This window comes from Novosphingobium sp. ERW19 (assembly GCF_012641315.1).
GTDB lineage: Bacteria > Pseudomonadota > Alphaproteobacteria > Sphingomonadales > Sphingomonadaceae > Novosphingobium.
The window spans coordinates 227,198-249,668 of sequence record NZ_JABAIC010000005.1 but is presented as its reverse complement, the minus strand read 5'-3'; the positions used below and the strand labels follow the sequence as shown (position 1 = coordinate 249,668).

Here is a 22,471-nt window from a genome sequence, read left to right as displayed (position 1 = left end):
AGCGATGCTCGATGAAGCCCGCAGGAAGTATCTTTCTGACATACTCAAGCCCGCCTCGCCCCCGCGCGAGATCAGCAACCCGTTCACGGAGGAGCAGAAGCGCCTGATGCTCGACGTTGTGCACGATGAGGGGCCGTGGAAGCTGATCATCGCACAACACTTTCCCACGGTGGAATCGCTGATCGCGACGTTTGCCGGCGGCTTTCCCGAAGGCTTCACTCCCACGCTCGACATGTTCCTGACGCCGACGTTCCGGGGCTATCTCGCGAACTATTCTACCCCGCTTTACCCCGAACTGCACGACGTGTTCTACAACGAGGCGTTCCTGAACCAGGCTAAGTCATACTGGGGAGCACAGTATGCCAAGCCGCAGATGATGCTGTTCAACGTCAACGGGCCTTGCGGCAACACCGACCCCGGCCACCTCGATTCCCCGAGCTTCCGTGGCGTGAGGCACGAAAATTCACCCACCTGGCTGTGTTCGATCATGGGCCGGTCGGGCCTGTTTCAGGACTACCTGATCAAGATGGCGCAGGTCATCACTTGGTTCAGCCACGATCCTTCCAGCGGCTTTACTTACTGGCCGAACGGCCCGCTGAACAAGCCGGCGCGCGTGCAATCGCCGATCTACAACCGCGCCGTCGTCGTGCAGAACGAGATGCTTGTGCATCGCGGCGAGGCGAACGGCCCGGTCGAGCGCCGTCGTCCTGAAGGCCTCGGCTTCGACAGCGTGTTCACCGGCGACGCCGCCGACCGCGATGGCTGGCTGGTCAAGACTGGCGATCGGGTGATCGAACGCTATCACACCGATGACCTGCGCTTCCTCGTTCACTGGTCGGCCGAAGTGTTCAGCGATTATGCCGAGCTCAAGAAGAATATGGACGGCAGCGACAACCTGACCCACGAACAGGCAATCGACATGCTGATCAAGGACGTCCGTTCGCGCGGGATCGAGATCGAGACGCCGAGCGATCCGCTGAACGATCCGGTGTTCATCGCCACGCTGAATGCAGCCTACGACTACGGCGGTCCTGCGGAGTACCCCGCAGAAGCGCCGGTCGATGCACCTTATGGCATGGCCGCCTGAAGCTGCTCAGGAAAACACAGGAAAGGGCCGCGATCAGGGTGATCGCGGCCCTTCTTTCTATCCTGCGAATGTCAGCGAGAAGTTTACTTCAGCTTGGCAAGATCGGCATCGATCTGCGCGAGGCGCGCGTCGGTCACATCGTCGGGTGCATAGGTCTGGATGGCCTTCAGCGTCATCGAGCGGGCCATTTCGATCTGCTCGTTGCTGGTCATGCCGGGGATGTACTTGTCGATGATCGCCTTGGCGGCAGGGTCATCCAGCAAGGTGCCGATATCAGTTTCGGCGGTGGTGTACTTGGGTTTGGCCGCAGGAGCGGTGGCTTCCGGCTTGGCCGGTTCTGCAGCGATGGCCGAGACGGGGAGCGCGGCAGCGGCCAACGCGACGATAAGGGCAGTGCGGATCATGGGCATCCTTTCAGATTACGACACTTGAATCGTTTGCCCGAGTATTAATGCACACATGTGTTCGAATATCAAGGCTTACCAGGCGCTGGTGCCCCACAGGATTACATCGACGGCCCGTTGTGCAAAGCCTTGGAGGTCTTCGTCATTCTCATGCGCCGTGCCGCGCTGCATCTGCGCTCCGCTGATCGCGGCGACCAGCAATCGGGCGACTGCATGGGCATCGCGCAAATTGCGCCGGTCCCGCGCGGCCGCTTCCTCGATATCCCGGGCGATCAGGCCGACGATGTAATCGTTTCCTCGGCGCTGCATGACTTCAGAGAGCTCGGGAAAGCGTTCCTGCACCGATAACAGCAGACGCTGGAGGGCAAGAACATCCGGCCTGCCCAACCACGTGGCAATGATCGTGGCGTGGTGGCGCAGGCGCTGTTCGATATTGTCGGTAAGCGCCGCATCCTGCAGCGAGGCTTCGGCCGACCAGTCAGCAATCGACTGCTCGATCACCGCCTTGAACAGCGCCTCCTTCGAGGGGTAGCGGGCATAGAGCGTGCCTTTCGAGACCCGTGCGGTCTCGGCCACCTGCTTCATGCCGACAGCATCAAAGCCATCGGCAAGGAACATCGTGCGCGCGGTGTTGACAATGGAGCGGTCAATCGAGTTGGCCTGGTCCGCCGTCGGCCTGCCGCGCACCGGCTGGTGCGGCTGGGGCGCAGCCTTCCTGGCCGGGGAAGTGCGAGTTTTCTGGGGGCTGGCGTCCATCGCGCTGTCTTGTTCCACAGGGGGAGAATGCGCGCAAGTCACCTCGCATAATCGAACTCATGTGATCTATTACTTGACTTGAAGGCTGGTTTGGTGAAGCTTGCCGGTCTGAAATCACGCAGCTGACCAAGCTGCGCCGGATCATCCGAGGACCCTGGAATGAAGCCTGCCGCGCGCGTTATCTATTCTGCCGCGACGATCGCGCTCGGTTGCGCCGAAGCCAAGGCGGAACCGGAGCGGGCACAGCGGGATGCTGCCGAGGTTCGCGCGGAACGGACCTTGGCGCAGATGACGCAGGAGGAGAAGATCCAGCTCCTGCATGGCACGATGCCCCTGTTCATTCCCGCAGCCAAGCGCGCGCCCGGCATGCCGGTTGGTGCAGGCGTCATCGCCGGGATAGAGCGCCTTGGTATCCCGCCCCAGTATGCAACCGATGCCAGCCTCGGCGTTTCCAATATCATGGACATGCGCAAGGGCGACGTTGCCACTGCCCTGCCCTCGGGCCTGTCACTGGCGTCGAGCTGGAACCCGGCCTTGGTCCGGGAGGGCGGACGGATGATCGGTTCGGAAGCCGTTGCCAAAGGCTTCAACGTGATGCTGGCAGGCGGCGTCAACCTCGTGCGGGACCCGCGTGCCGGGCGCAATTTCGAGTACCTCGGCGAAGACCCGCTGCTCGGCGGGGTCCTCGTCGGCGCGCAGATCGCGGGTGTCCAGTCGAACGGCATCATCGCCACGATCAAGCACTTCGCGCTCAACGACCAGGAGATCGGCCGATCCTCGGCCTCGGTCGAGATGGATGAGGCGGCAATGCGCGAGAGCGACCTGCTGGCCTTCCAGATCGGCATCGAACGCGGCAATCCCGGCTCGGTCATGTGCTCGTACAACAAGGTGGGCGGGACATATGCCTGCGAGAACCGCTTCCTGCTGACCGATGTGCTGCGCCGTGACTGGGGGTTCAAGGGCTATGTCATGTCCGACTGGGGCGCGGTTCATTCTACCGAAGCCCTGCTGGCCGGGCTGGACCAGCAATCGGGCGAAATGCTTGATCGCAAGCGCTGGTTCTCGACCGAACTCAAGCCGAAGCTGGTCGATGGCAGCATCCCGATGTCAGCGGTCGACACGGCAGCAAAGCGCGTCCTCTGGGCGATCTATGCCAATGGCGTGGACAGGACCGAGATCACGCCAAAGACCATCGACTATTCCCGCAATGGCGAAGTGGCACTGCAGGCGGCGCGCGAGGGTACGGTGCTGCTGCGCAATGAAGGCGGTCTGCTGCCGCTGGCCGGTTCGGTGCGATCGATCGTGGTGATCGGCGGCAAGGCCGATCTTGGCGTCCTGTCCGGCGGCGGGTCGAGCCAGGTCGTGCCCGTGGGCGGCTTTCGCGCCGTGGAAAAGATCGAAAGCGGACCGGCCGCCACATTTGCCCGCCGCGCCTGGGGCGGAACGCCGCCGCTCGATGCGCTCCGCCAAACTTTCGGCAATGCACAGGTGACGTTCGTTGATGGCAATGATCCGACAGCAGCGGCAGCTGCGGCGAAGGCAGCAGACGTGGCCGTGGTCTTCGCCACGAAGTTCGCGACCGAGGCTGAGGATCAGCCCGACCTTTCGCTCGACGGGCAGCAGGATGCGCTGATCGCTGCGGTGGCCAGCGCCAATCCGCGCACGGTGGTGGTGCTGGAGACAGGCAATGCGGTGGCGATGCCATGGCTGGCCAAAGTGCCGGCAGTGCTCGCCGCGTGGTATCCCGGCCAGCGCGGCGGCGATGCGATTGCCGAGATCCTTTCAGGCAAGACCAACCCATCGGGTCGCCTGCCGGTGACCTTTCCGGCGGGCGTAGACCAGCTGCCCAATCCGGTCCTGCCCGGATCGGACCTGCCGCCGCCATCGAAGGACGACAAGGCCAGCTATGGGCTGCAGACGAACAGCCCGCCGTTCTCGATCACCTATCCCGAAGGTTCAGACGCTGGTTATCGCTGGTTCGACCGCAAGGGCGAGAAGCCGCTGTTCGCGTTCGGCCATGGCCTGTCCTACACCTCGTTCCGCTATTCGGCGCTCAAGGCCAAGGGCGGGCGCACCGTGAGCGCCAGCTTTACCGTCACCAACACGGGCACGCGCAAGGGGGCCGATGTGCCGCAGGTCTATGTGACGCTGCCCGGCAAGGCGCGGCGCCTGATCGGGTGGGACAAGCCGCTGCTGATGCCGGGGGAAAGCCGGATCGTGACGATCGAGGCCGACCCGCGCCTGCTCGCCAGCTTCGATGCGGCCCGGCAGCGCTGGGTGGTGACGTCGGGCAAGGTGAGAATCGAGGTGGCACGCTCAGCCGGTGAGCCGGTGCTGGCCGCCCGGGTTTCGCTGGCGGCGCAGACGATCAAGCCTTGATGGCAACAATAACGATTGCGGGAGAGAGTCGATGAAGGTCAATCGGCGTGAAGCCATTGTAGTGGGCATCGTCGGCACAAGCGCGGCGGCGGTCCCGCTGCGCGCATTGGCCGCAGCGCAGAAAGACAGCGTCGAATCCTTGCGCGTGTGCGGTCTCGAAAACCCGCTGGCGTTGGGCGATGCAACGCCGCGCTTTTCGTGGAAGCTGGGCGATACGGAGCGTGCCGGACAGGTAGCCTGTCGCGTCAGCGTTGCCCGCAGTCCCGAAGACCTCGCCGCTGGCCGGGACCTGGTCTGGGACAGCGGGCGCGTTGCAGGCACTTCGGCGGTCGACATCGCCTATGGCGGACCGGCCCTACCCTCGCGCAGCCGCGTGTGGTGGCAGGTCGAAAGCTGGACCAAGGGCAGCCGCACGCCGCTGCGCAGCAAGCCGGCGATGTGGGAAACCGGCCTTGCGCCGGCCGACTGGCAGGCCGAATGGATCGCCAGCGAAACGCTTGTCGCCAAGGCTGACCGCGAGGCCGGGCTGCACTGGATTTCGGGGCCGGACCGGCAGAACGTCGGCCAGCCCCGCGCCTTCCGCTGGACATTTGACCATCCCGGCGGTGCAGCCGAGTTCTGCGGCACGCTGCACGAGCTGACCGGCGTGTGGATCAACGGCGAGCCCGCGCCGACCCCGCGCGATGGCCCGGCGCGCCATACCGAGATGGCCGTCTGGCCCATCATACTGAAGAAGGGCCGCAACGTCATTGCCATCGAAGGGCGGCGCGTCGGCAGTTTCGGCCAGCCACCTTGCGTGGCTGCTGCGCTTTTGCGCCATGGCGATGGGCTGAAAGAGCGCATGACTTCGGCCAGCGTCGGTTGGAAAACCCTGGTGGCAGCGCCCGCCGGGTGGCAGCTGCCTGATTTTGACGACACCGCATGGCATTCCGCCGAGCGCGCCAAGGGCAGCCTGCCCATCGGAGAGCCGTGGCCGCTGACGCCAGCCAGCCGCCTGCGTCGTGGTTTCAGCATAGACAAGCCGATCCAGGCCGCGCGGCTTCACGCCACGGCGCTGGGCATCTACCAACCGTGGATCAACGGCGCGCCGCTGGCCGACCGCAAGCTTGCGCCCGAGTTCACCGACCCTTCGAAGCGCGTGCTTTACCAGACCTACGACGTGACCGCCCTGCTCAAGCCCGGCGCCAACGTGCTGGGCATGGTCGTCGGCGATGGCTGGTACGGTTCGCGTTTCAGCACCTCGGCGCGCTTTGCCTTCGGCCCTGCGCCGTGCCGCCTGCTGTGCCAGCTCGAGATCGAGCATGACGACGGTTCGCGTACAGTGATCGGCAGCGGCAAGGGCTGGGAGATTGCGGACTCTGCCCTGCTGGAGCATTCGCTCTACGATGGCGAGATCCATGATGCGCGGGCCGAACAGTCCGGCTGGGCAAGCGTTGGCGGCACGGCGGCGGGCTGGCGTCCGGCCAGCGTGATCGCCGCCCCGGCCATCCCGGTCGAACCGCAGCGCTGCCCGCCGATCCGCGTGCGACAGACCCTTCAGCCGAAGTCGGTGACGCGTCTGGGCGCCGGGCATTACGTGCTCGATTATGGCCAGAACTTTGCCGGCTTCCCCCGCCTCACCGTCACGGCACCCGCAGGTGCGCGGATCGAGATGCGCTTTGCCGAGATGCTCAAGGCCGATGGCACCGTCGATCAGGCCAACCTGCGCACCGCCAAGGCGCGGGACATCTACATCGCCGCCGGACGCGGGCGCCAGGTCTATGAGCCGCGCTTTACCTATCACGGCTATCGCTATGTCGAGATCACCGGCGTGCCGGACGATGCGGGCGCATGGAGCCTCGAAGGACTGGTGGCGCATCAGGATCTCGCCGAGACGGCGGAGCTGCGGGTCGGCGATCCGGTGATCGAGAAGTTCTGGCGCAATTCGGTATGGAGCCAGCGGGCGAACTTCTACGGGCTGCCCACCGATTGCCCGCAGCGCGACGAGCGGCTGGGCTGGATGGGCGATGCGGCGGTGTTCTGGCCTGCCGCGGCGTGGAACATGGACGTGACCGCCTTCACCGCCCGCGTGATGGAGGACGCCCGCGTATCGCAAAGCGCGAAGGGTGCCTTCCCCGATTGCATCCCGCCCTTCGTGCCGACGATGAAGCTGTCATCGCCGGGGTGGGCCGATGCCGGCGTGATCCTGCCGCATACCTCATGGATGCAGAACGGCGATACCGGGGTGATCCGCGCCAACTGGCAGGCGATGGAAGCCTACATGGCGTGGATCGAGGCGGCCAATCCCGACCATGTCTGGCGCAAGCAGCGCGGCGCGGATTATGCCGACTGGCTTTCGGTCGATGCGCCGACCACCAATCCCGGCGCGGCGACAACGCCCAAGGACCTGCTTTCTACAGCCTATTGGGCGCAGGATGCCACGATGATGGCTGCGATGGCCTCGGCAATCGGCAACATTGAGGCTGCCGCCAGGTATCGCAGCCTGTTCGACGCGATCCGCACCGCGTTCAACGCCGCCTTCGTCGTTGATGGAAAGGTTGGCAACGGCAGCCAGACCGGCAACGTCGTGGCAATCCGCTTCGGCCTGCTCTCGCCCGAAACCATGCGCGCAGCAGGTGTGGCGCTGGCGGCGGACATTGCGCGGCGCGGCAATCACCTCTCCACCGGCTTCCTCGGCACGCCGCACATCCTCGATGCGCTGGTCATGTCCGGGCAGGAGCCAGCGGCGATCACCCTGCTCACCCAGCGCAGCTACCCGTCATGGGGCTACATGGTCGAGCAGGGCGCGACGAGCATGTGGGAGCGCTGGAACAGCGACCAGGGCGATGTCGGCATGAACAGCCGCAACCACTATGCCTTCGGCGCCATCGGCGATTTCCTGTTCCGCCGCATCGCCGGGATCGCGCCTGCCACGCCGGGCTTCGGACGGGTACGCATTGCGCCGATCATGAGCCCCGTGCTCGGCAGCGGCGGTGCGACCTATCAGAGCGTGCGCGGCACGATCCGCACGGACTGGACGGCCAGGGACGGCGCATTCCGGCTCGACGTGGAACTGCCTGCCGGGGTGGAGGGCGAGGTCATCCTGCCGGGCGGACGCAAGGCGCGCGCAGTGGCAGGACCGAACCGCTACTCCGGCAAGCTCTGACCCGGATCAGGCAAACACGGTCTCGCGGATCCAGTCGACCGTGGGCTGAGGCGAGGCCAGCCGTGCGGTGCCCAGCACCTGCGACCAGTAGCCTTCCGAGCCGTCGGCCAGGCGCCATTGGTGGAGGCGGCGGGTCAGGAGTTGCAGGTCGTATTCCTCGCTTATGCCGATCGCGCCATGGACCGCATGAGCAGAGGCAGCGATGCGTGGGGCGGCAGCGGAGGTGGTGATCTTGGCCGTCGCGGCGGTGGCGAGGGACACTGCAATCCCCTGCGAAGCGCCAAGCTGCGCGGCGATGCGGCAGGCGATCATGTCCTCGGCCATCAGCGCCAGCATCTGCTGCAACGACTGCTGGCGGCCGATCGGCTTGCCGAACTGCACGCGCTCCGACGCATAGGCAGTGGTCACGTCGCACAGGCGCGCGGCGGCCCCCGCGATCAGCGCAGCGCGCTGGACGGCAGCGATGGCGCGCAGGCCGGAAGCGGGACGCGGCAGGCGGACGCCATCGGGCTTGCTGGAAATGCGCGCGGCCAGCGCGTTCGTCACGCCGGTCGGCGCGGGCGAGAGCTGCGCCATGTCGCACAGGACAAGCTCATCGCCGCAATCGACCAGCGCGGCTTGAGCGACAAGTCCGCAGGGAACGGGCTGCGCAAGAGAGGTGACCAGCACGACGGGTCCCTCGGGCGCGGTAACGCCGGCCTGCGCCAGAAGGGCGCGCGCCACCATCGTCTCGGCCACCGGCAGCGGCACGGCGCGAGCGCCCAGCGCCTCGATCAGCGGCTCGATGTCAGCGAGGCTCAGGCCTGCGCCGCCATGCTCCTCGGCCACGAGTGCATCGAGGAAGCCGGACTCGGCAATCTCGCTCCACAGCGCGTCGGGGGAACCGCCGTGCTCGATGGCGCGCACAGTCGCCGGGGTCGCTGCCGTATCCAGCATACGGACGAAGGGTTCGAGCAGTTCGTTCATGTCCATGGTGTCCTCTCCCCTCACCGTAGGCCCATGCCGCGCGCGATGATTCCGCGCAGGATCTCGCGCGTGCCGCCGCGCAGGCTGAAGCTGGGCGCGATGTGCGTGACATAGAGCAGCGTGCGATACAGCTCCTCGCTCACCGCCTCGTCGGGGTGCGCGGCAAGATCGTCGCCGATCACCACTGGGAGTTCCTGTTCGAAGCCGGTGCCTCGATCCTTGACGATGCTCGCCTCGACCACCGGGCTTTCCCCTGCCGCCAGTCGCGCGGTGCAGGCGATAGACATGGCGCGCAGCGTGGCGAGTTCGGCGGTAAGACGGCCGACCAGCGCCGCGCAATCGCTGCGACTCACGGACTGCAGGTGCCGGATCCACGCATCGAGCAGCACGGCGCTGGAATAGATCCGCTCCGGCCCCGAGCGTTCGAACGCCAGTTCGGCGACGACCTGCTTCCAGCCCTCGCCCTCTGCGCCGACCAGCGCATCCTCACCCAGTTCCACGTTCTCGAAGAACACCTCGGCGAAGTGCGCATCACCTGTCAGGTCGACGATGGGCCGCACGGTCACGCCGGGTGCCTTGAGGTCGATGATCAGCTGCGACAGGCCTGCTTGCCGGTCAGCCGAGGTGCCGGAAGTGCGGATCAGCGCGATCATGTAGTCCGAATACATCGCGTTGGTGGTCCAGATCTTCTGGCCATTGACCACCCAGCCCTTCTCGGTGCGATCCGCGCGTGTGCGCACGCTGGCAAGGTCCGATCCCGAACCCGGCTCGCTCATGCCGATGCAGAACAGCTGCTCGCCGCGGCAGATTGCCGGGATGTGCTTCTGGCGCTGCGCCTCGGTGCCGAAGTTCAGGAGCAGCGGCGCGCTCTGGCGGTCGGCGATCCAGTGTGCGGCCACCGGGGCACCGGCCGTCAGCAGTTCCTCCACCACCACGAAGCGGGCGAAGGGTCCCTTGCCGTGTCCGCCGTATGCCTTGGGTAGCGTCAGGCCGAGAAAGCCGGCCTCGCCAAGCGCGCGGCTGAATTCGGCGCTGAAGCCCTGCCATGAGCGCGCGCGGCGATCGAGCGGGATTGTGGCGATGTGGCGCTCGATAAAGGCGCGGACGGCGGGGCGCAGCGCCTCGTCCTCGGGCGGAAGTTGGGCAAGCGTCAGTGTATCGAACACGAAAGGGCAGCTCCTGTCCCGGGCGGCGCGCTTCGTCGCCACGTCTCGGTGCTATGGATGCGCCCACACGCCTTCTGCTTCAAATATTTAATTTTCCGATTTTGATATTAATTACCTATCAGTGCGGGCCGGTAGCGAGCGCCGCCTGGACGAAGTTACGCGCCAACACCGATGCATCCTGCGCCCGCGCGATGCCCATGGCGATGGGCACCCGCTCGGCCAGAGTCACGATGCGCACACCGGCCCCAGCGAAGCGGGCGCTGCGGGCGGGCACCAGCGCGACCCCTAGCCCTGCTTCGACAAGGCTGAGGATGGTCTGCACCTGCACCGCTTCCTGCGCGACCCGGGGGGCAAACCCGGCGCGATGACAGGCGAGGCGGATCGTGGCGTGGAGCACGCTGACCGGGCTGTAGATGATGAACGCCCGGTCGGCGAGCGCGCCCAGGTCGAGCGTCTTGCGCCGCGCCAGCACGTCGCTGGCAGGCAGCACGGCCACGAGTTCGTCTTCCTCGATCACGTCGATGGCGACGGGTGCCGAATCCATCACCGGCAGGCGCACCAGCCCGATATCCAGCCTTCGCGCGGCAATCGCGCGCACGATCTCGACGCTGTTCAGCTCTTCCAGCGCCAGCTCGACCTCGGGATAGGCCTTGCGGAAGGGCGGGACGATGCGTGGCAGCAGATCACCGATGGCCGAGCCGATGAAGCCAACCGACAGCCGCCCGCGCAGACCCGCCGCGCCTTGCCGCACGGCCTCGCGCACTTTGTCGGCCGCCGCCAGCGCCTCCCGCGCTGGAGCAATCGCGGCAAGGCCGGCGGTCGTCAGCCGCACGCCGCGGGGATCGCGCTCGAACAGGGTAACGCCCAACTCGTCCTCCAGCTTGCGAATGGCCACCGTCAGCGGCGGTTGCGAGATGTGCAGGCGCTCTGCCGCACGATGAAAGTTCAGCGTTTCGGCAAGAGCGTTGAAATAGCGCAGCTGGCGCAGGTCCACGATACATACTCACTATCAGAGCCAGAAAATTCAATATTAGCCCGAAAGGGCATGGTGGCCTAGATGTTTCGCACAACACAGAACCGACGGAGAGCGCGCGATGTCCGATACCCCCTTCCTCCTGATCGAACGCGATGGTCCGGTGGTCATTGCCACGCTGAACCGCCCGGACACGCGCAACGCCATTTCCGAAACCGCGCACAGCGAGGAAATCGCGCAGTTCTGCGCCGACGTGACGCGCGATCCCTCGGTGCGCGCGGTCGTGCTGACCGGCGCGGGCAAGGCGTTCTGCGCCGGCGGCAACGTCAAGCACATGGCAGAGAAGACCGGCATGTTCGGCGGCTCGCCCTTCTCGATCCGCAACCAGTATCGCACCGGCATCCAGCTTATTCCGACGGCGCTCTATGATCTCGAAGTGCCGGTCGTGGCGGCGGTCAATGGCCCGGCCATCGGCGCGGGTCTCGATCTTGCCTGCATGACCGACATCCGCATCGCATCCGACAAGGCACTGTTTGCCGAAAGCTTCGTCAAGCTTGGCATCGTGCCCGGCGATGGCGGGGCGTGGCTGCTGCCGCGCGTAATCGGCATGGCCCGCGCCAGCCTGATGACGTTGACGGGCGATACCATCGATGCCGCCAAGGCGCTTGAGTACGGCTTGGTGAGCGAAGTCGTCGCGCCTGAGCATGTCCTGCCGCGCGCTCTGGAAGTCGCCTATGCCATCGCCGCCAATCCCGGCCACGCCACGCGCATGGCAAAGCGGCTGCTGCGCGAGGGGCAGGACATGAAGCTGGCCCCGCTGCTCGAACTCTCGGCCGCCTATCAGGCACTCGCCCACCACACCCATGACCATCACGAGGCGGTCAGTGCCTTCCTCGAAAAGCGTACGCCGGAGTTGAAGGGCGAGTGAGCGAGCCTCAGGCTACCGGCCCGCTTGCCGGCATTACCGTCCTTGATCTTTCCCGCGTGCTGGCGGGCCCGTGGTGCTCCCAGGTCCTGGGCGATCTTGGCGCTGACGTGATCAAGGTGGAGCAACCGGGCCAGGGCGACGACACGCGCAAATGGGGCCCGCCGTTCCTTGACGATGGAAGCCGCGACGCCGCCTATTACCTCTGCGCCAACCGCAACAAGCGTTCGGTCGCGATCAATATTGCCGATCCCGCGGGCGCCGACCTGATCCGACAGTTCGCCGCACAGGCCGACGTAGTGATCGAGAACTTTCGCGTCGGCGGCCTTGCCAAGTACGGGCTCGATTATGACTCGCTGCGCGCGATCAAGCCGGACCTGATCTACCTTTCGATCACAGGCTTCGGCCAGACCGGCCCCTTGCGCAACAATGGCGGTTACGACTTCCTTGTGCAGGGGATGAGCGGATTGATGAGCGTGACCGGCCTGCCCGATGGCGAGCCGGGCGGCGGGCCGATGAAGGTCGGCATCCCGATCAGCGACCTGACGACAGGCCTTTATGCTGCGATTTCGGTGCTGGCAGCGTTGAACCACCGCCATGCCACCGGCGAGGGGCAGCGCATCGACCTTGCCCTGCTCGATACCCAGGTGGCGTTGCTCGCCAATCAGGCATCGAATTGGATGAACGGCGGCATGCTGCCACGCCGCTTGGGCAACCAGCATCCGAATACCGTGCCTTATCAGGATTTTGCCTGCTCTGACGGAAGCATCCTTGTGGCGCTGGGCAACGACCGTCAGTTTCGTGCCTTCACTGCGCTGATTGGCCTGCCCGAGCTGGCTGACGACGAGCGCTTTGCCATCAGCGCGGGTCGCAGCGTCAATCGTGATGCCCTGTTTGCGCTGATGCGTCCGGCGATTGCGAAGTGGACGTCGGCAGACCTTATCGCGGCGATGGAGGCGGCCAAGCTGCCCGGGGGCAAGGTCAACGAAATCCCCGAAATCCTTGACCATCCGCAGATCGCCGCGCGTGGGCTCGTACGTGGAATGGCGCGGTCAGATGGGACGCCGGTCAAGGTGCTGGGCTTTCCGGCGCAGCTTTCCGCTTCGCCCGCGACATATCGTCATGCCCCACCCCGCTCTGGCGAGGATACCGCCGCCGTGCTGGGCGAAAGACTGGGCCTCGACCGGACTGAAATCGATCGCCTGGTGGCTGCGGGCGTGATTGCGGAGACATTGTAATGAAGGGCGCGAACTACATCGACGGACGCTGGCTGGATGGCGCAGTGCCGTTCACCACGCAGAACCCTTCCGACCTGGACGAGACGGTTGGCTGCTATACCAAAGTTGGCGAGGCCGAAGTGCGCGAGGCCATGGCGGCTGCGCGCAGAGCGCAACCGGCGTGGGCCGCTTTCAACATGCAGGCGCGCGTCGACATCCTCTACAGGATTGCCGAGCTGTTGAAGGCCCGAGCGCCCGAGATCGGCAAGCTGCTCAGCCGCGAAGAAGGCAAGACCTTGCCCGAAGGCATTGGCGAGGCCTTGCGCGCCGCACAGTGTTTCCAGGCTGCAGCGGGCGACGTGATCCGCGCGCAGGGCGAATGGTACAATTCCATGCGCGACGGTTTCAACGTGCTGGTCACGCGCGAGCCGCTGGGCGTGATCGCTGCGATCACGCCGTGGAATTTCCCCATCGCCCTGCCTTCATGGAAAATCGCAGGCGCGCTCGCCTATGGCAATTCGGTAGTCCTGAAGCCCAGCAGCTTCGTGCCGGGATGCGCGGTGATGCTCGCGCAGATCATCGAGGAAGCGGGCGTTCCGGCGGGCGTGTTCAATCTGGTCATGGGCGACGGCCGCGCCACCGGCAACGTGATGATCGACGAGGCCGACGGCCTGACCTTCACCGGCGGCACCGCCACGGGCCGTGCCGTGCTGACCCGCGCGGCCGAGACGATGACCAAGTGCCAGTTGGAACTTGGCGGCAAGAACGCGCTGGTCGTGCTTGATGATGCCGACCTGGATCTGGCGGTGGAGATCGCCAGCAACGGCGCGTGGATCCAGACCGGTCAGCGCTGCACTGGCACTGAGCGCCTGATCGTCACGCGCGGCATCCACGATGCCTTTGTCGAGCGCATGGCCAAGGTTGCGGGTAGCTATCGCGTCGGTCACGCGCTCGATCCCGAGACCCAGATCGGTCCGGTCGCCAACGTGCAGCAGTTCAACGAGAACCTGCAGTTCGTGGTCGATGCCCAAGGTGAAGGCGCGGAACTGGCAGCGGGTGGCGAGGCCGTGGAAGGACGCACGCGCGGCCTATTCATGGCGCCGACGCTGCTGACCGGCACCAAGGCGGAATGGCGCTGCAACCAGCATGAATCGTTCGGCCCTATTGCCTCGGTTATCAAGGTAGAGGACCTCGACGAGGCGATCCACGCTGCCAATGCCTGCGAATACAAGCTGTCGTCCGGCATCGCCACGACCAGCCTGAAAAGCGCCGAGCGCTTCCGCAAGGCGTCGCAGGCCGGCATGGTCATGGTCAACGCGCCGACGGCCGGGCTTGAATACCACGTGCCGCTCGGCGGACGTTCACCCTCGGGCTACGGCGCGCGCGAGACTGGATCGACTGCCGCAGAATTCTTTACCGAGAGCAAGACCAGCTACATCAATCACGGCGCGATCTGAACGCCGAGGGAGAGCATATCATGACGACTGTCGCCTATATCGGCCTTGGCGCGATGGGCTTGCCGTTGGCCAAGCATCTCGTGCGCAAGGGCTTTGACGTCACTGCCTATGACATCGACCCGGCTCGTGCCGACGAGATCGTGGAACTGGGCGGGCGCAAGGCTACTTCAGTGGCCGAAGCCGCGCGCGATGTCGAGGTGGTGATCACCTGCCTGCCAGCAACGCCCCATGTCGAGGCCGTCGTGCTCGGCCCCGATGGCGCGCTGGCGCAGATGAAGCCGGGCACCTTGCTGCTCGACATGTCGACGATCGATGCCAACGGCACCGACCGCGTCGCCAAGGCTTGTGCCGAGAAGAGCGTGGCCTTCGTCGACAGTCCTATCGGTCGCCTGGTGCTTCATGCCGAGCGCGGGGAGTCGCTGTTCATAGTCGGCGCCAGCGACGAGGACTTCGTCCGCGTCGAGCCTCTGCTGAATGCCATGGGCAAGGACATCATGCGCTGCGGCGGCCAGGGCATGGGCAGCCGGATGAAGCTGGTGAACAACTTCCTGCTGCTGACCATTGCCGAAGTCAGCGCCGAGGCCGTGGCGCTCGGCACCCGCCTCGGCCTTGATATCGATACGATCCTGAAGGTTACCGGGAGCACGACGGCGCAGAACGGCCAGTTGCACACGCTGATGGTCAACAAGGTGCTTAAGGGCGATACTACGCCCGGCTTCACCATCGATCTCGCCTTCAAGGACATGACCCTGGCCATGACTGCTGCGGCGGAATACCGCATGGGCCTGCCGGTAGGCGCGGCAGCACATGCGGTCTATGGCGGGGCGCGTGCCGTGCCCGAATTTGCGAAGAAGGATTACTCGGCCCTGCTCGAATGGGCCTGCCGTAATGCTGCGGTAGAAACGCCGCGCACCGACTGATGGCTGATCATGGCAGGGGTGCAGGGCCAAGGTCCACCATGCCTGCCATCGCCAGCGCAGCAACGATGACCGGGATCGTCAGCGCCGAAAGGCCGACGGTCCAGACGATGATCGCAGCGCCAATCCGGCGCGCCGCGCGGTCCTCGGCAACGATGAACACCGAGGATGCCGCAGGAACGCCCGCCATGATCAGCGCCGTGGCAGTCCACATGCGGTCCATCGGCGGTAGGATGGCAAGAAGACAAAGCGCAACGAGTGGGCTAAGGACCAGCTTCCCAGCCACCCCGCGCCAAACCCCGGCGCCCGCGCCACACTCTATCGGCTTTGTCAGAAACATCCCGATCGCTACCAGCGCGCAAGGGGCGGTTGCTGCAGCGAGCGAGGACAGCAGCACCTGCAGTGGCCCCGGCATCGTCCACCCCGACATTGCGACCACGACGCCTGCGACACATGACAAGATTAACGGATTGCCGCCCACCGCAAGGCACACTGTGCGAATGCTCTCGGCACGGCTATGGTCGCGCGGCGTCACAAGCTCCTGCAGAAGGATGTACGGCGCGAAGACCAACGCGGTATTCAGTGCCATGACCACTGCCGATGGTCCGAGCGTTGCCTTGCCGAGGATGGCGAGGCAGATTGGCAGCCCGACGAAGCCGCTATTGCCATAGGCTGCTCCAAGCGCAATGATGTTTGCCTCGGCCTGCGGCTTCTTGAAAAAGCGCTCGATACTCAGCTGCACCGCAAAGGTCGTCCATGCGCCCGTCACGACGACAGTGGCCATGACCGGTTCGGTCAATTGTTCGATCGTCAAGCCAGCGATTGCCAGAAATGTTAGCGCAGGCAGGGGCACGAGCGCGACGAAACGGCTCAGCACCGCCTCGGCCCCCTCGCCCAGAAGCTTGAACCGTCCCAGCCCGATGCCGAGCGCGATCAGTCCGAACACCGGAAACAGGGCACCGATAATGGCAAGCACTTCAGGTTCAGTATCTCAAAGGAATCAATATCTCAGGCCGATCGCGCCATCGTGATATATCGAAGCACCGGTAACGAAGCGGGCATCATCGCTGGCGAGATAAACGAAAGCATGCGCGGTGTCTTCAGGCTCGCTTGCCACGCCCAGCGGGTTCATTGCGGCGAGGGCTGCTTCGGCCGCCTCGGTCGTTTCCCACATGCCTTGAGCCACGTAGTCTTCCAACCCTTCGCGCAGGATCGGGGTCATCGTTACGCCCGGATGGATCGAATTTACACGGATTTTCTGAGCGCCGTATTCGAGCGCCGCACAGATCGTGAGCATGCGCCCAGCCGCTTTGGAGACATGATATCCGATGTTGGTAGCGTTGGGCATGTATGAGGCCATCGACAGGTTGTTGATGATGGAGCCACCGCCGCCGAACCGTTCAACTGCGCTTGTCAGGTAAGGCACGCAGGCCTTGATCCCGAGGAACAGGGCATCGTGGTTCACCGCCATGACTTTGCGCAGGTCATCCAGCGAAGTCTGCGCGATGCCCCCGTGGATCGAGATGCCGGCGTTGTTCACCAGCACGTCAATCTGGCCGAAGTCTGAAACCGTTGCCTCAGTCACCCGCGCCCAGTCGGCCTCGCTGGTCACGTCCTGCTCCAGCAGCACGAAGCTGCCGGAAGCCCCATCGGCGCGGACAAGCGCTTCGATTTCTGCCGCCTGTTCCCGGCGGAAATCGGTGCCGACCACCGCTTTTGCACCTTCGCGCAGGAATGCACGCGCAACGGCCACGCCAATGTTGCCGATGCGACCTGCGCCGGTAACGATAGCGACCTTGCCCTCCAGACGGCCCATCGCCTCAGTCGACCGCAATCTGGCGAGCAAGGTCTGGCATGATCGGTGGGATCTGTTCCTGCAAGAACTTCACGCGGCCGCCGATGATCTGCTCGCTCATTTCGGGCTGGCTGTGTACCCAGAACCTGTTCTCGGCCATCTGTTCGAGGAACAGGCGGCAACCCTCGTCAAGGTCCATGCCATAATCGCGCATCATCTCGAACATCGCGCGGCGGTGGGCGGCGGCATTGTCGGGCTCGCCGGCTCCGGCCTCGGCGTTGAAGATGTTGGTGCGCAACATGCCCGGCACGATCGCCGAGACATGGATTGGCAGGTTCTTCAGTTCCATCTCAAGATAAAGACATTCGCTGAATGCCTGCACTGCGTGCTTGGTAACGGTATATGCAGTTTGTCCCGGCATCTGGCCGAACGCGCCGACCGAGGAGAGGTTTCCGATCCAGGCTTCCTTGCCGCTGGCGATGATGCGCGGCACAAAGGCGCGCACGCCGTGGATCACGCCATGGACGTTGATGTTGAGCGTGGCTTCCCACCGCGCAGCCGGAACTTCCCAAGTATAGCCGACTGTTTCGATCCCGGCATTGTTGATCAGCAGGCGCACTTCGCCATGCCGATCAAACACGAGTTCGGCCAAGCGGTCGAGTTCTTCCGGGATCGAGACATCGACCTTCTCGGCCTCGGCCTTGCCTCCGGCGGCTTCAATCGCCGCAACGGTGTCTGCCGCTGCCGCCTCGTTGATGTCTGTCACCACCACGATCATGCCGAGCGCGCCTGCTCGACGGGCAAGACCTGCGCCGATGCCCGAACCCGCTCCGGTTACGACGGCAACGCCGCCTGCGAATACGTCCTTGTCGAGTGCCACCTGGTTTTGCTCCTGCTTCGCAATCAGTGGGCCAGCATCTGCACGTTTTCGCACAGCGCGCCTTCGGGATCGGTAGAGAAGACCACACGCACGCCGTGATCGGTTTCCTCGCGGATCGGGCCGATCAGCTTGCCGCCGTTGGCGGTGATCTTGGCAACCAGTGCGTCGAGGTCCTCTACGACGAAGCCGAGGATCACCTGCTGGTCACGCGGGGCATTGCGCCCGGTGAAGTTGAACATGACCAGCGAGCCCTTGGTCCAGTCGCCACCGGGGGCGAGGATCACTTCGCGGAAAGGTTCGCCATCGCTGCTGCCAGCCACACGCTGGACAATGCCGTAGCCGTAGACCGATGCGTAGTAGGCGGCCATCGCCTCTTCATCGCGGCAGATCAGCTTGGTGAAACCGGACAGTGCAGTCATCTTGTTGATCTTCCTTCCATCGTGCCGGAGTTATGCCCGGCGCTGAGTGCTTGTCTTAGGCCACATTTCGCAAGGAAAGTGAATCAGCACTCACTATCATTGATTATCGTAGCGTCTTCGCGCATATGCTACGCAATGACAAGCCGAAAGGCGCTTGAGGAGAGATTGGCCGAGGCATGAAAGGCGTGGGCGATGCAGATCTTCGTCACGAGGTCCATCACGGCCGCGTCGTGCGGTGCTTCGCTGATCGTCCGCGCAGCCTTGCTGAATGCCTTGCCGCAGCCGTGGCCTGCACGCCCGATGCCGAAGCCGTGGTCGACGGGCAGCGACGCCTGAGTTATGCTGGCCTGAATGAGGCGGTCCATACCCTTGCAGCAGCCCTCGCCTCACAAGATCTAGCCCGCGGGGATCGCGTGGCGATCCTGCTCGCCAATCGGCTCGAATATCAGGTAATCGTCCTCGCTTGCGCCCTCGGTGGATGGATCGCAGTTCCTCTTAATATACGCCACACCCCCTCTGAAATTGCCCAAGCGCTCATTGCTTGCGGCGCTGCGGCGCTGTTTCACGAAGCTGACGCACCGCTTCCCGACCTCCCGGCCGCAGTGAAGCTCCGCTTTGCCGTGGCCGACGACATCGCCCTTCCTTCTGCCCCGCCACGCGCATTCGCTCCCGTGGACGAGGACGATCCTGCCGTCATTCTCTTCACCTCCGGCACGACCGGCAGACCAAAAGGTGCGGTGTTGACGCACTGCAATCTCGTTCATTCGGTCCTGCACTACCGGCATCATTACTCTTTGCGCGAAGGTGAGCGTTGCTTGCTGGCCGTCCCGGCAAGCCACGTCACCGGCCTCGTCGCGCTGCTTGGTGTCAGCGTGGCTATGGCCGGTTGCCTGATCATCATGCGCGAATTCAAGGCCGCAAGGTTCCTTGAAGTCGCCGTGCGTGAAGGCATGACCTACACGCTGATCGTCCCGGCAATGATCGCGCTGCTGCTGATGGACCCGCACTTTGATGGTCGGGCCTTGCACAAGTGGCGGATTTGCGGGTTCGGCGGAGCGCCCATGCCCGTTTCTACGATTGCCCAGCTTAATGCCGCTTTGCCTGGCCTTGCCCTGCACAACACTTACGGAGCGACCGAGACAACCTCGCCCGCGGTGATCATGCCCGCGACCGAGGCCGCTGGGCGCTCGGATCAACTCGGCCGGCCCGTCGCCTGTTGCGACCTGTTGGTCATGGACGCGCAAGGCCACGAACTGCCGCCGGGCGAACAGGGCGAGATCTGGATGGCAGGCCCAATGGTCAGTCCAGGCTACTGGAATGATCCAGATGCAACCGCTGCCGAGTTCGTCCACGGCTTCTGGAAATCCGGAGATGTCGGCTCACGCGATGCGCAAGGCTACGTCGCGTTGCACGACCGGCTCAAGGACATGATCAATCGCGGCGGGTTCAAGGTCTGGTCGGTCGAGGTGGAGAACGCGCTCTGCTCTCATCCCGCCGTCATTGAGGCTGCCGTTGTTGGCAAGCCTTGCCCTTTACTGGGGGAACGTGTCGTCGGCTTTGTCAATCTGCGCCAGACGGTGACGGCGGACGAACTTCGCCAGCACCTCGCTCCACTGCTGTCTGACTACAAGGTGCCCGATGAACTCCACGTCGCAGCTGCACCTCTCCCACGCAACGCCAACGGCAAGCTGCTGAAGCGCGACCTACGCGAACGGCTCGCTGCTAGCTGATCGAACACACATAAAGGAACAAGCCGAATGCGTAGCTACAAGGTCGAAAACGGGGTCGTGGATCTGGGCCGGATCAAGCTCGACGTACCTGACACGATCAGCGAGGAGGCCAAGGCCTATCTGCGCTTCGATCCCAATCAGGAGATGCCCGAGGACGCGCCCCCGGTGCCGATGTGGCTGATGCGCGAACCGCTGGCGCCGATGTTCGAATGGCTGAACCAGCAGGCGCTTGAAGCCTATCCCTGCGCCATAGAAGAAACCGCGATCGACGGCGTGCGGTGCCACCGCATCACGCCCGAGGGCGGCGCGCGCCATGCGGACAAGCTGCTTATCAACCTGCACGGTGGTGGTTTCGTCATGGGTTCTGGCTCACTGGTGGAAGCCATCCCGATTGCCGCCGAAACCGGGTGCGAGGTAATCGCTGTCGATTACCGCCTTGCCCCGGAGCACCCCTTCCCCGCAGCAGTCGACGACATTCTCGCCGTATATCGCGATGCCCTGAAGACCCACGCCGCCGAGGACGTGGTCCTGTTCGGCACTTCTGCCGGTGGCTTCCTTACGGCCATGGCGATCATGCGCTTCAAGAAGGAGGGTTTGCCCCTTCCTGCCGCGTGCGGCGTGTTCACGGCGGGCGGAGATGTGACGCAGCTGGGCGATACCTTCAACTACCTGACGCTTTCCGGCTTCTACGGCCACCTCGGCGCCAAGCTCGACAATCCGCAGTGCGAACGCGGGGTATTCGTTGGAGATGCGGACCGCAACGATCCGTTGCTCGCTCCGATCAAGGGCGACCTGTCGGACTTTCCGCCGACGCTGCTTGTCACCGGCACGCGCGATGCGGTGCTGAGTTCTGCGGCGATGTTCCACCGCGCCCTTCGCAAGGCTGGACGCGATGCCGACCTTCACGTGTTCGAAGCTATGCCCCATGGCTTCTGGTTCAGCGTGGCCCTGCCGGAATCGCGCGAGGCGATCGACCTCATGGCCCGCTTCTTCGAACGCCACCTCGGAATCGGCGCAGCGTAATCGGCGCTGCGCCTGCGGGAACCGCGACTTACAGGAAGAAGTCGCGGTTCTCTGCGCCCATCAGCACGCTGGCATAGTTGCGCGCGAAGCCGACCGGGTTGTTGGCAACGTGCGCGCGCGACATGCGCACGTCGTGCCACAGGTCCTGAAAATCGCTGCCGAGATAGACCGAGCGGCCACCAGCGACATCCATCAGCAGGTCCATCGCCTCGATGCAGCGATCGGCCACGAGGCTGGCCTGATAGCGATAGCGGACGCGGTCCTCGATGCTCGGCTTCCAGCTGGCCTTCTCCATCGCCTCGAAGTTGCTGACCATGATCGCCAGGCATTCCTCGGCGAGGTTCGATGCACGCGCGATGCGTTCCAGCACGTCCGGGTCCGTTGCCGACTTGGTCATGTCGGTGGAGTTGAGGCCGACGCGGTCCCTGAACAGCGCGATGGCGTGGCGCACCGCACCAATCGCGCTCGTATTGACCACGCGGATGAAGACCTGCGCCCACGGAAGGTCATAGACGCCGCTGCCTTGGTGGTGGACACCATGGAAGCCGTCCATCTGCTTGTGGGTACGGCGATCGGGCACGAACACCGGCGTGTCGATCACGATATCGTTCGATCCGGTGCCCTGAAGGCCCATGGTGTGCCAGGTGTCGTCGATGCGGTAATCGCCTGCAGGCACGAGGAATGTGCGATGGCCTTCCTCGGCCACCATCCCGCCCAGCAGTACCCAGTTGCAGTGGAGGCATCCGCTCGACCAGCCCCAGCGCCCGGAGAGAAGGAAGCCTCCCTCGGTGCGCTCTACCTTCGCGCCCACGGGATTGTAGGAACTCGAAATCATCGCATCTGGGCCATCGGCAAAGACCTCGGCCTGCGTTTCGGCGTCCATCATCGCGATCTGATAGTTGTGAACCGCAACAATCCCCAGCGCCCAGGCCGTGCTCATGTCCCGCTCGGCAATGGCGATCTGGTCGAGGAAGAAGTCCTGCGGGGTTCCTGCAAGCCCGCCGTGGCTGGCCGGAGTAAAGTGCCGGAAGAAGCCATCCGCGCGCAGCGCTTCCACCACCTTGTCCGAAATGCGCCGCGCCTTGCGCCCTTCTGCGGCATGAGCCGCAACAAGATCGAGCGTGCCTGCTGAGATCGACATTCAATGCCCCTTGAAATTCTTTGTTTTGCGCAACCCCATGCGTAACGCAACGATTCTTATGATACGCATTTGACGGCTTGCAAAGAGTTTA

19 protein-coding genes are annotated in these 22,471 nt (G+C 64.4%); 9 read left to right on the top strand and 10 right to left on the bottom strand.

Annotation, left to right across the window (positions count from 1 at the left end; all coding sequences use genetic code 11):
- Positions 1-4 precede the first annotated feature (4 nt).
- A complete protein-coding gene (locus HGI46_RS12055; protein ID WP_168904370.1) occupies positions 5-1,087 on the top strand; it encodes a hypothetical protein in 1,083 nt (360 codons plus the stop codon).
- Between the two features lie 83 nt (positions 1,088-1,170).
- Here the strand turns inward: HGI46_RS12055 and HGI46_RS12050 are convergent, their stop codons facing one another.
- A complete protein-coding gene (locus HGI46_RS12050) occupies positions 1,171-1,491 on the bottom strand; it encodes a hypothetical protein (RefSeq protein ID WP_240344990.1) in 321 nt (106 codons plus the stop codon).
- Between the two features lie 75 nt (positions 1,492-1,566).
- On the bottom strand, positions 1,567-2,247 hold the full coding sequence (locus HGI46_RS12045) for a TetR/AcrR family transcriptional regulator (protein WP_168904369.1): 681 nt from the start codon (positions 2,245-2,247) through the stop codon (positions 1,567-1,569).
- Between the two features lie 159 nt (positions 2,248-2,406).
- Between HGI46_RS12045 and HGI46_RS12040 the strand changes: the two genes are divergently transcribed.
- Together HGI46_RS12040 and HGI46_RS12035 are read left to right on the top strand one after the other, a co-directional pair.
- Complete coding sequence (locus HGI46_RS12040) at positions 2,407-4,626, top strand: glycoside hydrolase family 3 C-terminal domain-containing protein (protein WP_168904368.1); 2,220 nt, start codon at positions 2,407-2,409, stop codon at positions 4,624-4,626.
- A 31-nt stretch (positions 4,627-4,657) separates the two neighbouring features.
- On the top strand, positions 4,658-7,771 hold the full coding sequence (locus HGI46_RS12035) for an alpha-L-rhamnosidase (protein ID WP_168904367.1): 3,114 nt from the start codon (positions 4,658-4,660) through the stop codon (positions 7,769-7,771).
- Between the two features lie 6 nt (positions 7,772-7,777).
- Here the strand turns inward: HGI46_RS12035 and HGI46_RS12030 are convergent, their stop codons facing one another.
- From HGI46_RS12030 to HGI46_RS12020, 3 genes are all read right to left on the bottom strand, one after another.
- On the bottom strand, positions 7,778-8,743 hold the full coding sequence (locus HGI46_RS12030) for an acyl-CoA dehydrogenase family protein (protein ID WP_168904366.1): 966 nt from the start codon (positions 8,741-8,743) through the stop codon (positions 7,778-7,780).
- A gap of 14 nt (positions 8,744-8,757) precedes the next feature.
- A complete protein-coding gene (locus HGI46_RS12025) occupies positions 8,758-9,903 on the bottom strand; it encodes an acyl-CoA dehydrogenase family protein (protein WP_168904365.1) in 1,146 nt (381 codons plus the stop codon).
- A gap of 118 nt (positions 9,904-10,021) precedes the next feature.
- Complete coding sequence (locus HGI46_RS12020) at positions 10,022-10,897, bottom strand: LysR substrate-binding domain-containing protein (RefSeq protein ID WP_168904364.1); 876 nt, start codon at positions 10,895-10,897, stop codon at positions 10,022-10,024.
- Between the two features lie 100 nt (positions 10,898-10,997).
- Here HGI46_RS12020 and HGI46_RS12015 point away from each other — a divergent pair, with 100 nt between their 5' ends.
- Genes HGI46_RS12015 through HGI46_RS12000 form a run of 4 tightly spaced genes read left to right on the top strand, consistent with a single transcriptional unit; the run spans position 10,998 to position 15,395 of the window.
- Complete coding sequence (locus HGI46_RS12015; RefSeq protein ID WP_168904363.1) at positions 10,998-11,804, top strand: crotonase/enoyl-CoA hydratase family protein; 807 nt, start codon at positions 10,998-11,000, stop codon at positions 11,802-11,804.
- Complete coding sequence (locus HGI46_RS12010; RefSeq protein WP_346766724.1) at positions 11,801-13,039, top strand: CaiB/BaiF CoA-transferase family protein; 1,239 nt, start codon at positions 11,801-11,803, stop codon at positions 13,037-13,039. The genes HGI46_RS12015 and HGI46_RS12010 overlap by 4 nt, the downstream gene beginning before the upstream one ends.
- On the top strand, positions 13,039-14,475 hold the full coding sequence (locus HGI46_RS12005; RefSeq protein ID WP_168904362.1) for an aldehyde dehydrogenase family protein: 1,437 nt from the start codon (positions 13,039-13,041) through the stop codon (positions 14,473-14,475). Before HGI46_RS12010 ends, HGI46_RS12005 begins: the two co-directional genes overlap by 1 nt.
- 20 nt (positions 14,476-14,495) lie before the next feature.
- The gene (locus tag HGI46_RS12000) at positions 14,496-15,395 is read left to right on the top strand and encodes an NAD(P)-dependent oxidoreductase (RefSeq protein WP_168904361.1); all 900 of its coding nucleotides are present in this window, start codon (positions 14,496-14,498) and stop codon (positions 15,393-15,395) included.
- A gap of 7 nt (positions 15,396-15,402) precedes the next feature.
- Here HGI46_RS12000 and HGI46_RS11995 read toward each other — a convergent pair whose 3' ends face one another.
- From HGI46_RS11995 to HGI46_RS11980, 4 genes are read right to left on the bottom strand one after another with little or no spacing between them, the layout of a single operon-like run.
- Complete coding sequence (locus tag HGI46_RS11995; protein ID WP_168904360.1) at positions 15,403-16,368, bottom strand: AEC family transporter; 966 nt, start codon at positions 16,366-16,368, stop codon at positions 15,403-15,405.
- Between the two features lie 24 nt (positions 16,369-16,392).
- The gene (locus HGI46_RS11990; protein WP_240946722.1) at positions 16,393-17,238 is read right to left on the bottom strand and encodes an SDR family oxidoreductase; all 846 of its coding nucleotides are present in this window, start codon (positions 17,236-17,238) and stop codon (positions 16,393-16,395) included.
- Positions 17,213-18,067, bottom strand: a complete 855-nt coding sequence (locus HGI46_RS11985) for an SDR family NAD(P)-dependent oxidoreductase (RefSeq protein WP_346766723.1) — start codon at positions 18,065-18,067, stop codon at positions 17,213-17,215. The genes HGI46_RS11990 and HGI46_RS11985 overlap by 26 nt, the downstream gene beginning before the upstream one ends.
- A 23-nt stretch (positions 18,068-18,090) precedes the next feature.
- Entirely contained in the window at positions 18,091-18,486 is a 396-nt protein-coding gene (locus tag HGI46_RS11980) for a VOC family protein (protein ID WP_118075357.1), read from the bottom strand.
- Between the two features lie 176 nt (positions 18,487-18,662).
- Here HGI46_RS11980 and HGI46_RS11975 point away from each other — a divergent pair, with 176 nt between their 5' ends.
- Both HGI46_RS11975 and HGI46_RS11970 read left to right on the top strand, forming a co-directional pair.
- On the top strand, positions 18,663-20,216 hold the full coding sequence (locus HGI46_RS11975) for an AMP-binding protein (RefSeq protein WP_168904358.1): 1,554 nt from the start codon (positions 18,663-18,665) through the stop codon (positions 20,214-20,216).
- A 27-nt stretch (positions 20,217-20,243) separates the two neighbouring features.
- Positions 20,244-21,239 carry an alpha/beta hydrolase gene (locus tag HGI46_RS11970; protein ID WP_168904357.1) on the top strand — a complete coding sequence of 332 codons (996 nt, stop codon included), beginning with the start codon at positions 20,244-20,246 and terminating at the stop codon, positions 21,237-21,239.
- 28 nt (positions 21,240-21,267) lie between these two features.
- Here the strand turns inward: HGI46_RS11970 and HGI46_RS11965 are convergent, their stop codons facing one another.
- Positions 21,268-22,380, bottom strand: a complete 1,113-nt coding sequence (locus HGI46_RS11965) for a flavin-dependent monooxygenase (RefSeq protein ID WP_168904356.1) — start codon at positions 22,378-22,380, stop codon at positions 21,268-21,270.
- Positions 22,381-22,471: the final 91 nt, after the last annotated feature.

Bases quoted from the DNA above. Each gene is read 5' to 3' on its own strand.
- HGI46_RS12055 (WP_168904370.1), top strand. From the start codon at position 5: ATGCTCGATGAAGCCCGCAGGAAGTATCTTTCTGACATACTCAAGCCC.
- HGI46_RS12050 (WP_240344990.1), bottom strand. From the start codon at position 1,491: ATGATCCGCACTGCCCTTATCGTCGCGTTGGCCGCTGCCGCGCTCCCC.
- HGI46_RS12045 (WP_168904369.1), bottom strand. From the start codon at position 2,247: ATGGACGCCAGCCCCCAGAAAACTCGCACTTCCCCGGCCAGGAAGGCT.
- HGI46_RS12040 (WP_168904368.1), top strand. From the start codon at position 2,407: ATGAAGCCTGCCGCGCGCGTTATCTATTCTGCCGCGACGATCGCGCTC.
- HGI46_RS12035 (WP_168904367.1), top strand. From the start codon at position 4,658: ATGAAGGTCAATCGGCGTGAAGCCATTGTAGTGGGCATCGTCGGCACA.
- HGI46_RS12030 (WP_168904366.1), bottom strand. From the start codon at position 8,743: ATGGACATGAACGAACTGCTCGAACCCTTCGTCCGTATGCTGGATACG.
- HGI46_RS12015 (WP_168904363.1), top strand. From the start codon at position 10,998: ATGTCCGATACCCCCTTCCTCCTGATCGAACGCGATGGTCCGGTGGTC.
- HGI46_RS12005 (WP_168904362.1), top strand. From the start codon at position 13,039: ATGAAGGGCGCGAACTACATCGACGGACGCTGGCTGGATGGCGCAGTG.
- HGI46_RS12000 (WP_168904361.1), top strand. From the start codon at position 14,496: ATGACGACTGTCGCCTATATCGGCCTTGGCGCGATGGGCTTGCCGTTG.
- HGI46_RS11980 (WP_118075357.1), bottom strand. From the start codon at position 18,486: ATGACTGCACTGTCCGGTTTCACCAAGCTGATCTGCCGCGATGAAGAG.
- HGI46_RS11975 (WP_168904358.1), top strand. From the start codon at position 18,663: ATGAAAGGCGTGGGCGATGCAGATCTTCGTCACGAGGTCCATCACGGC.
- HGI46_RS11970 (WP_168904357.1), top strand. From the start codon at position 20,244: ATGCGTAGCTACAAGGTCGAAAACGGGGTCGTGGATCTGGGCCGGATC.
- HGI46_RS11965 (WP_168904356.1), bottom strand. From the start codon at position 22,380: ATGTCGATCTCAGCAGGCACGCTCGATCTTGTTGCGGCTCATGCCGCA.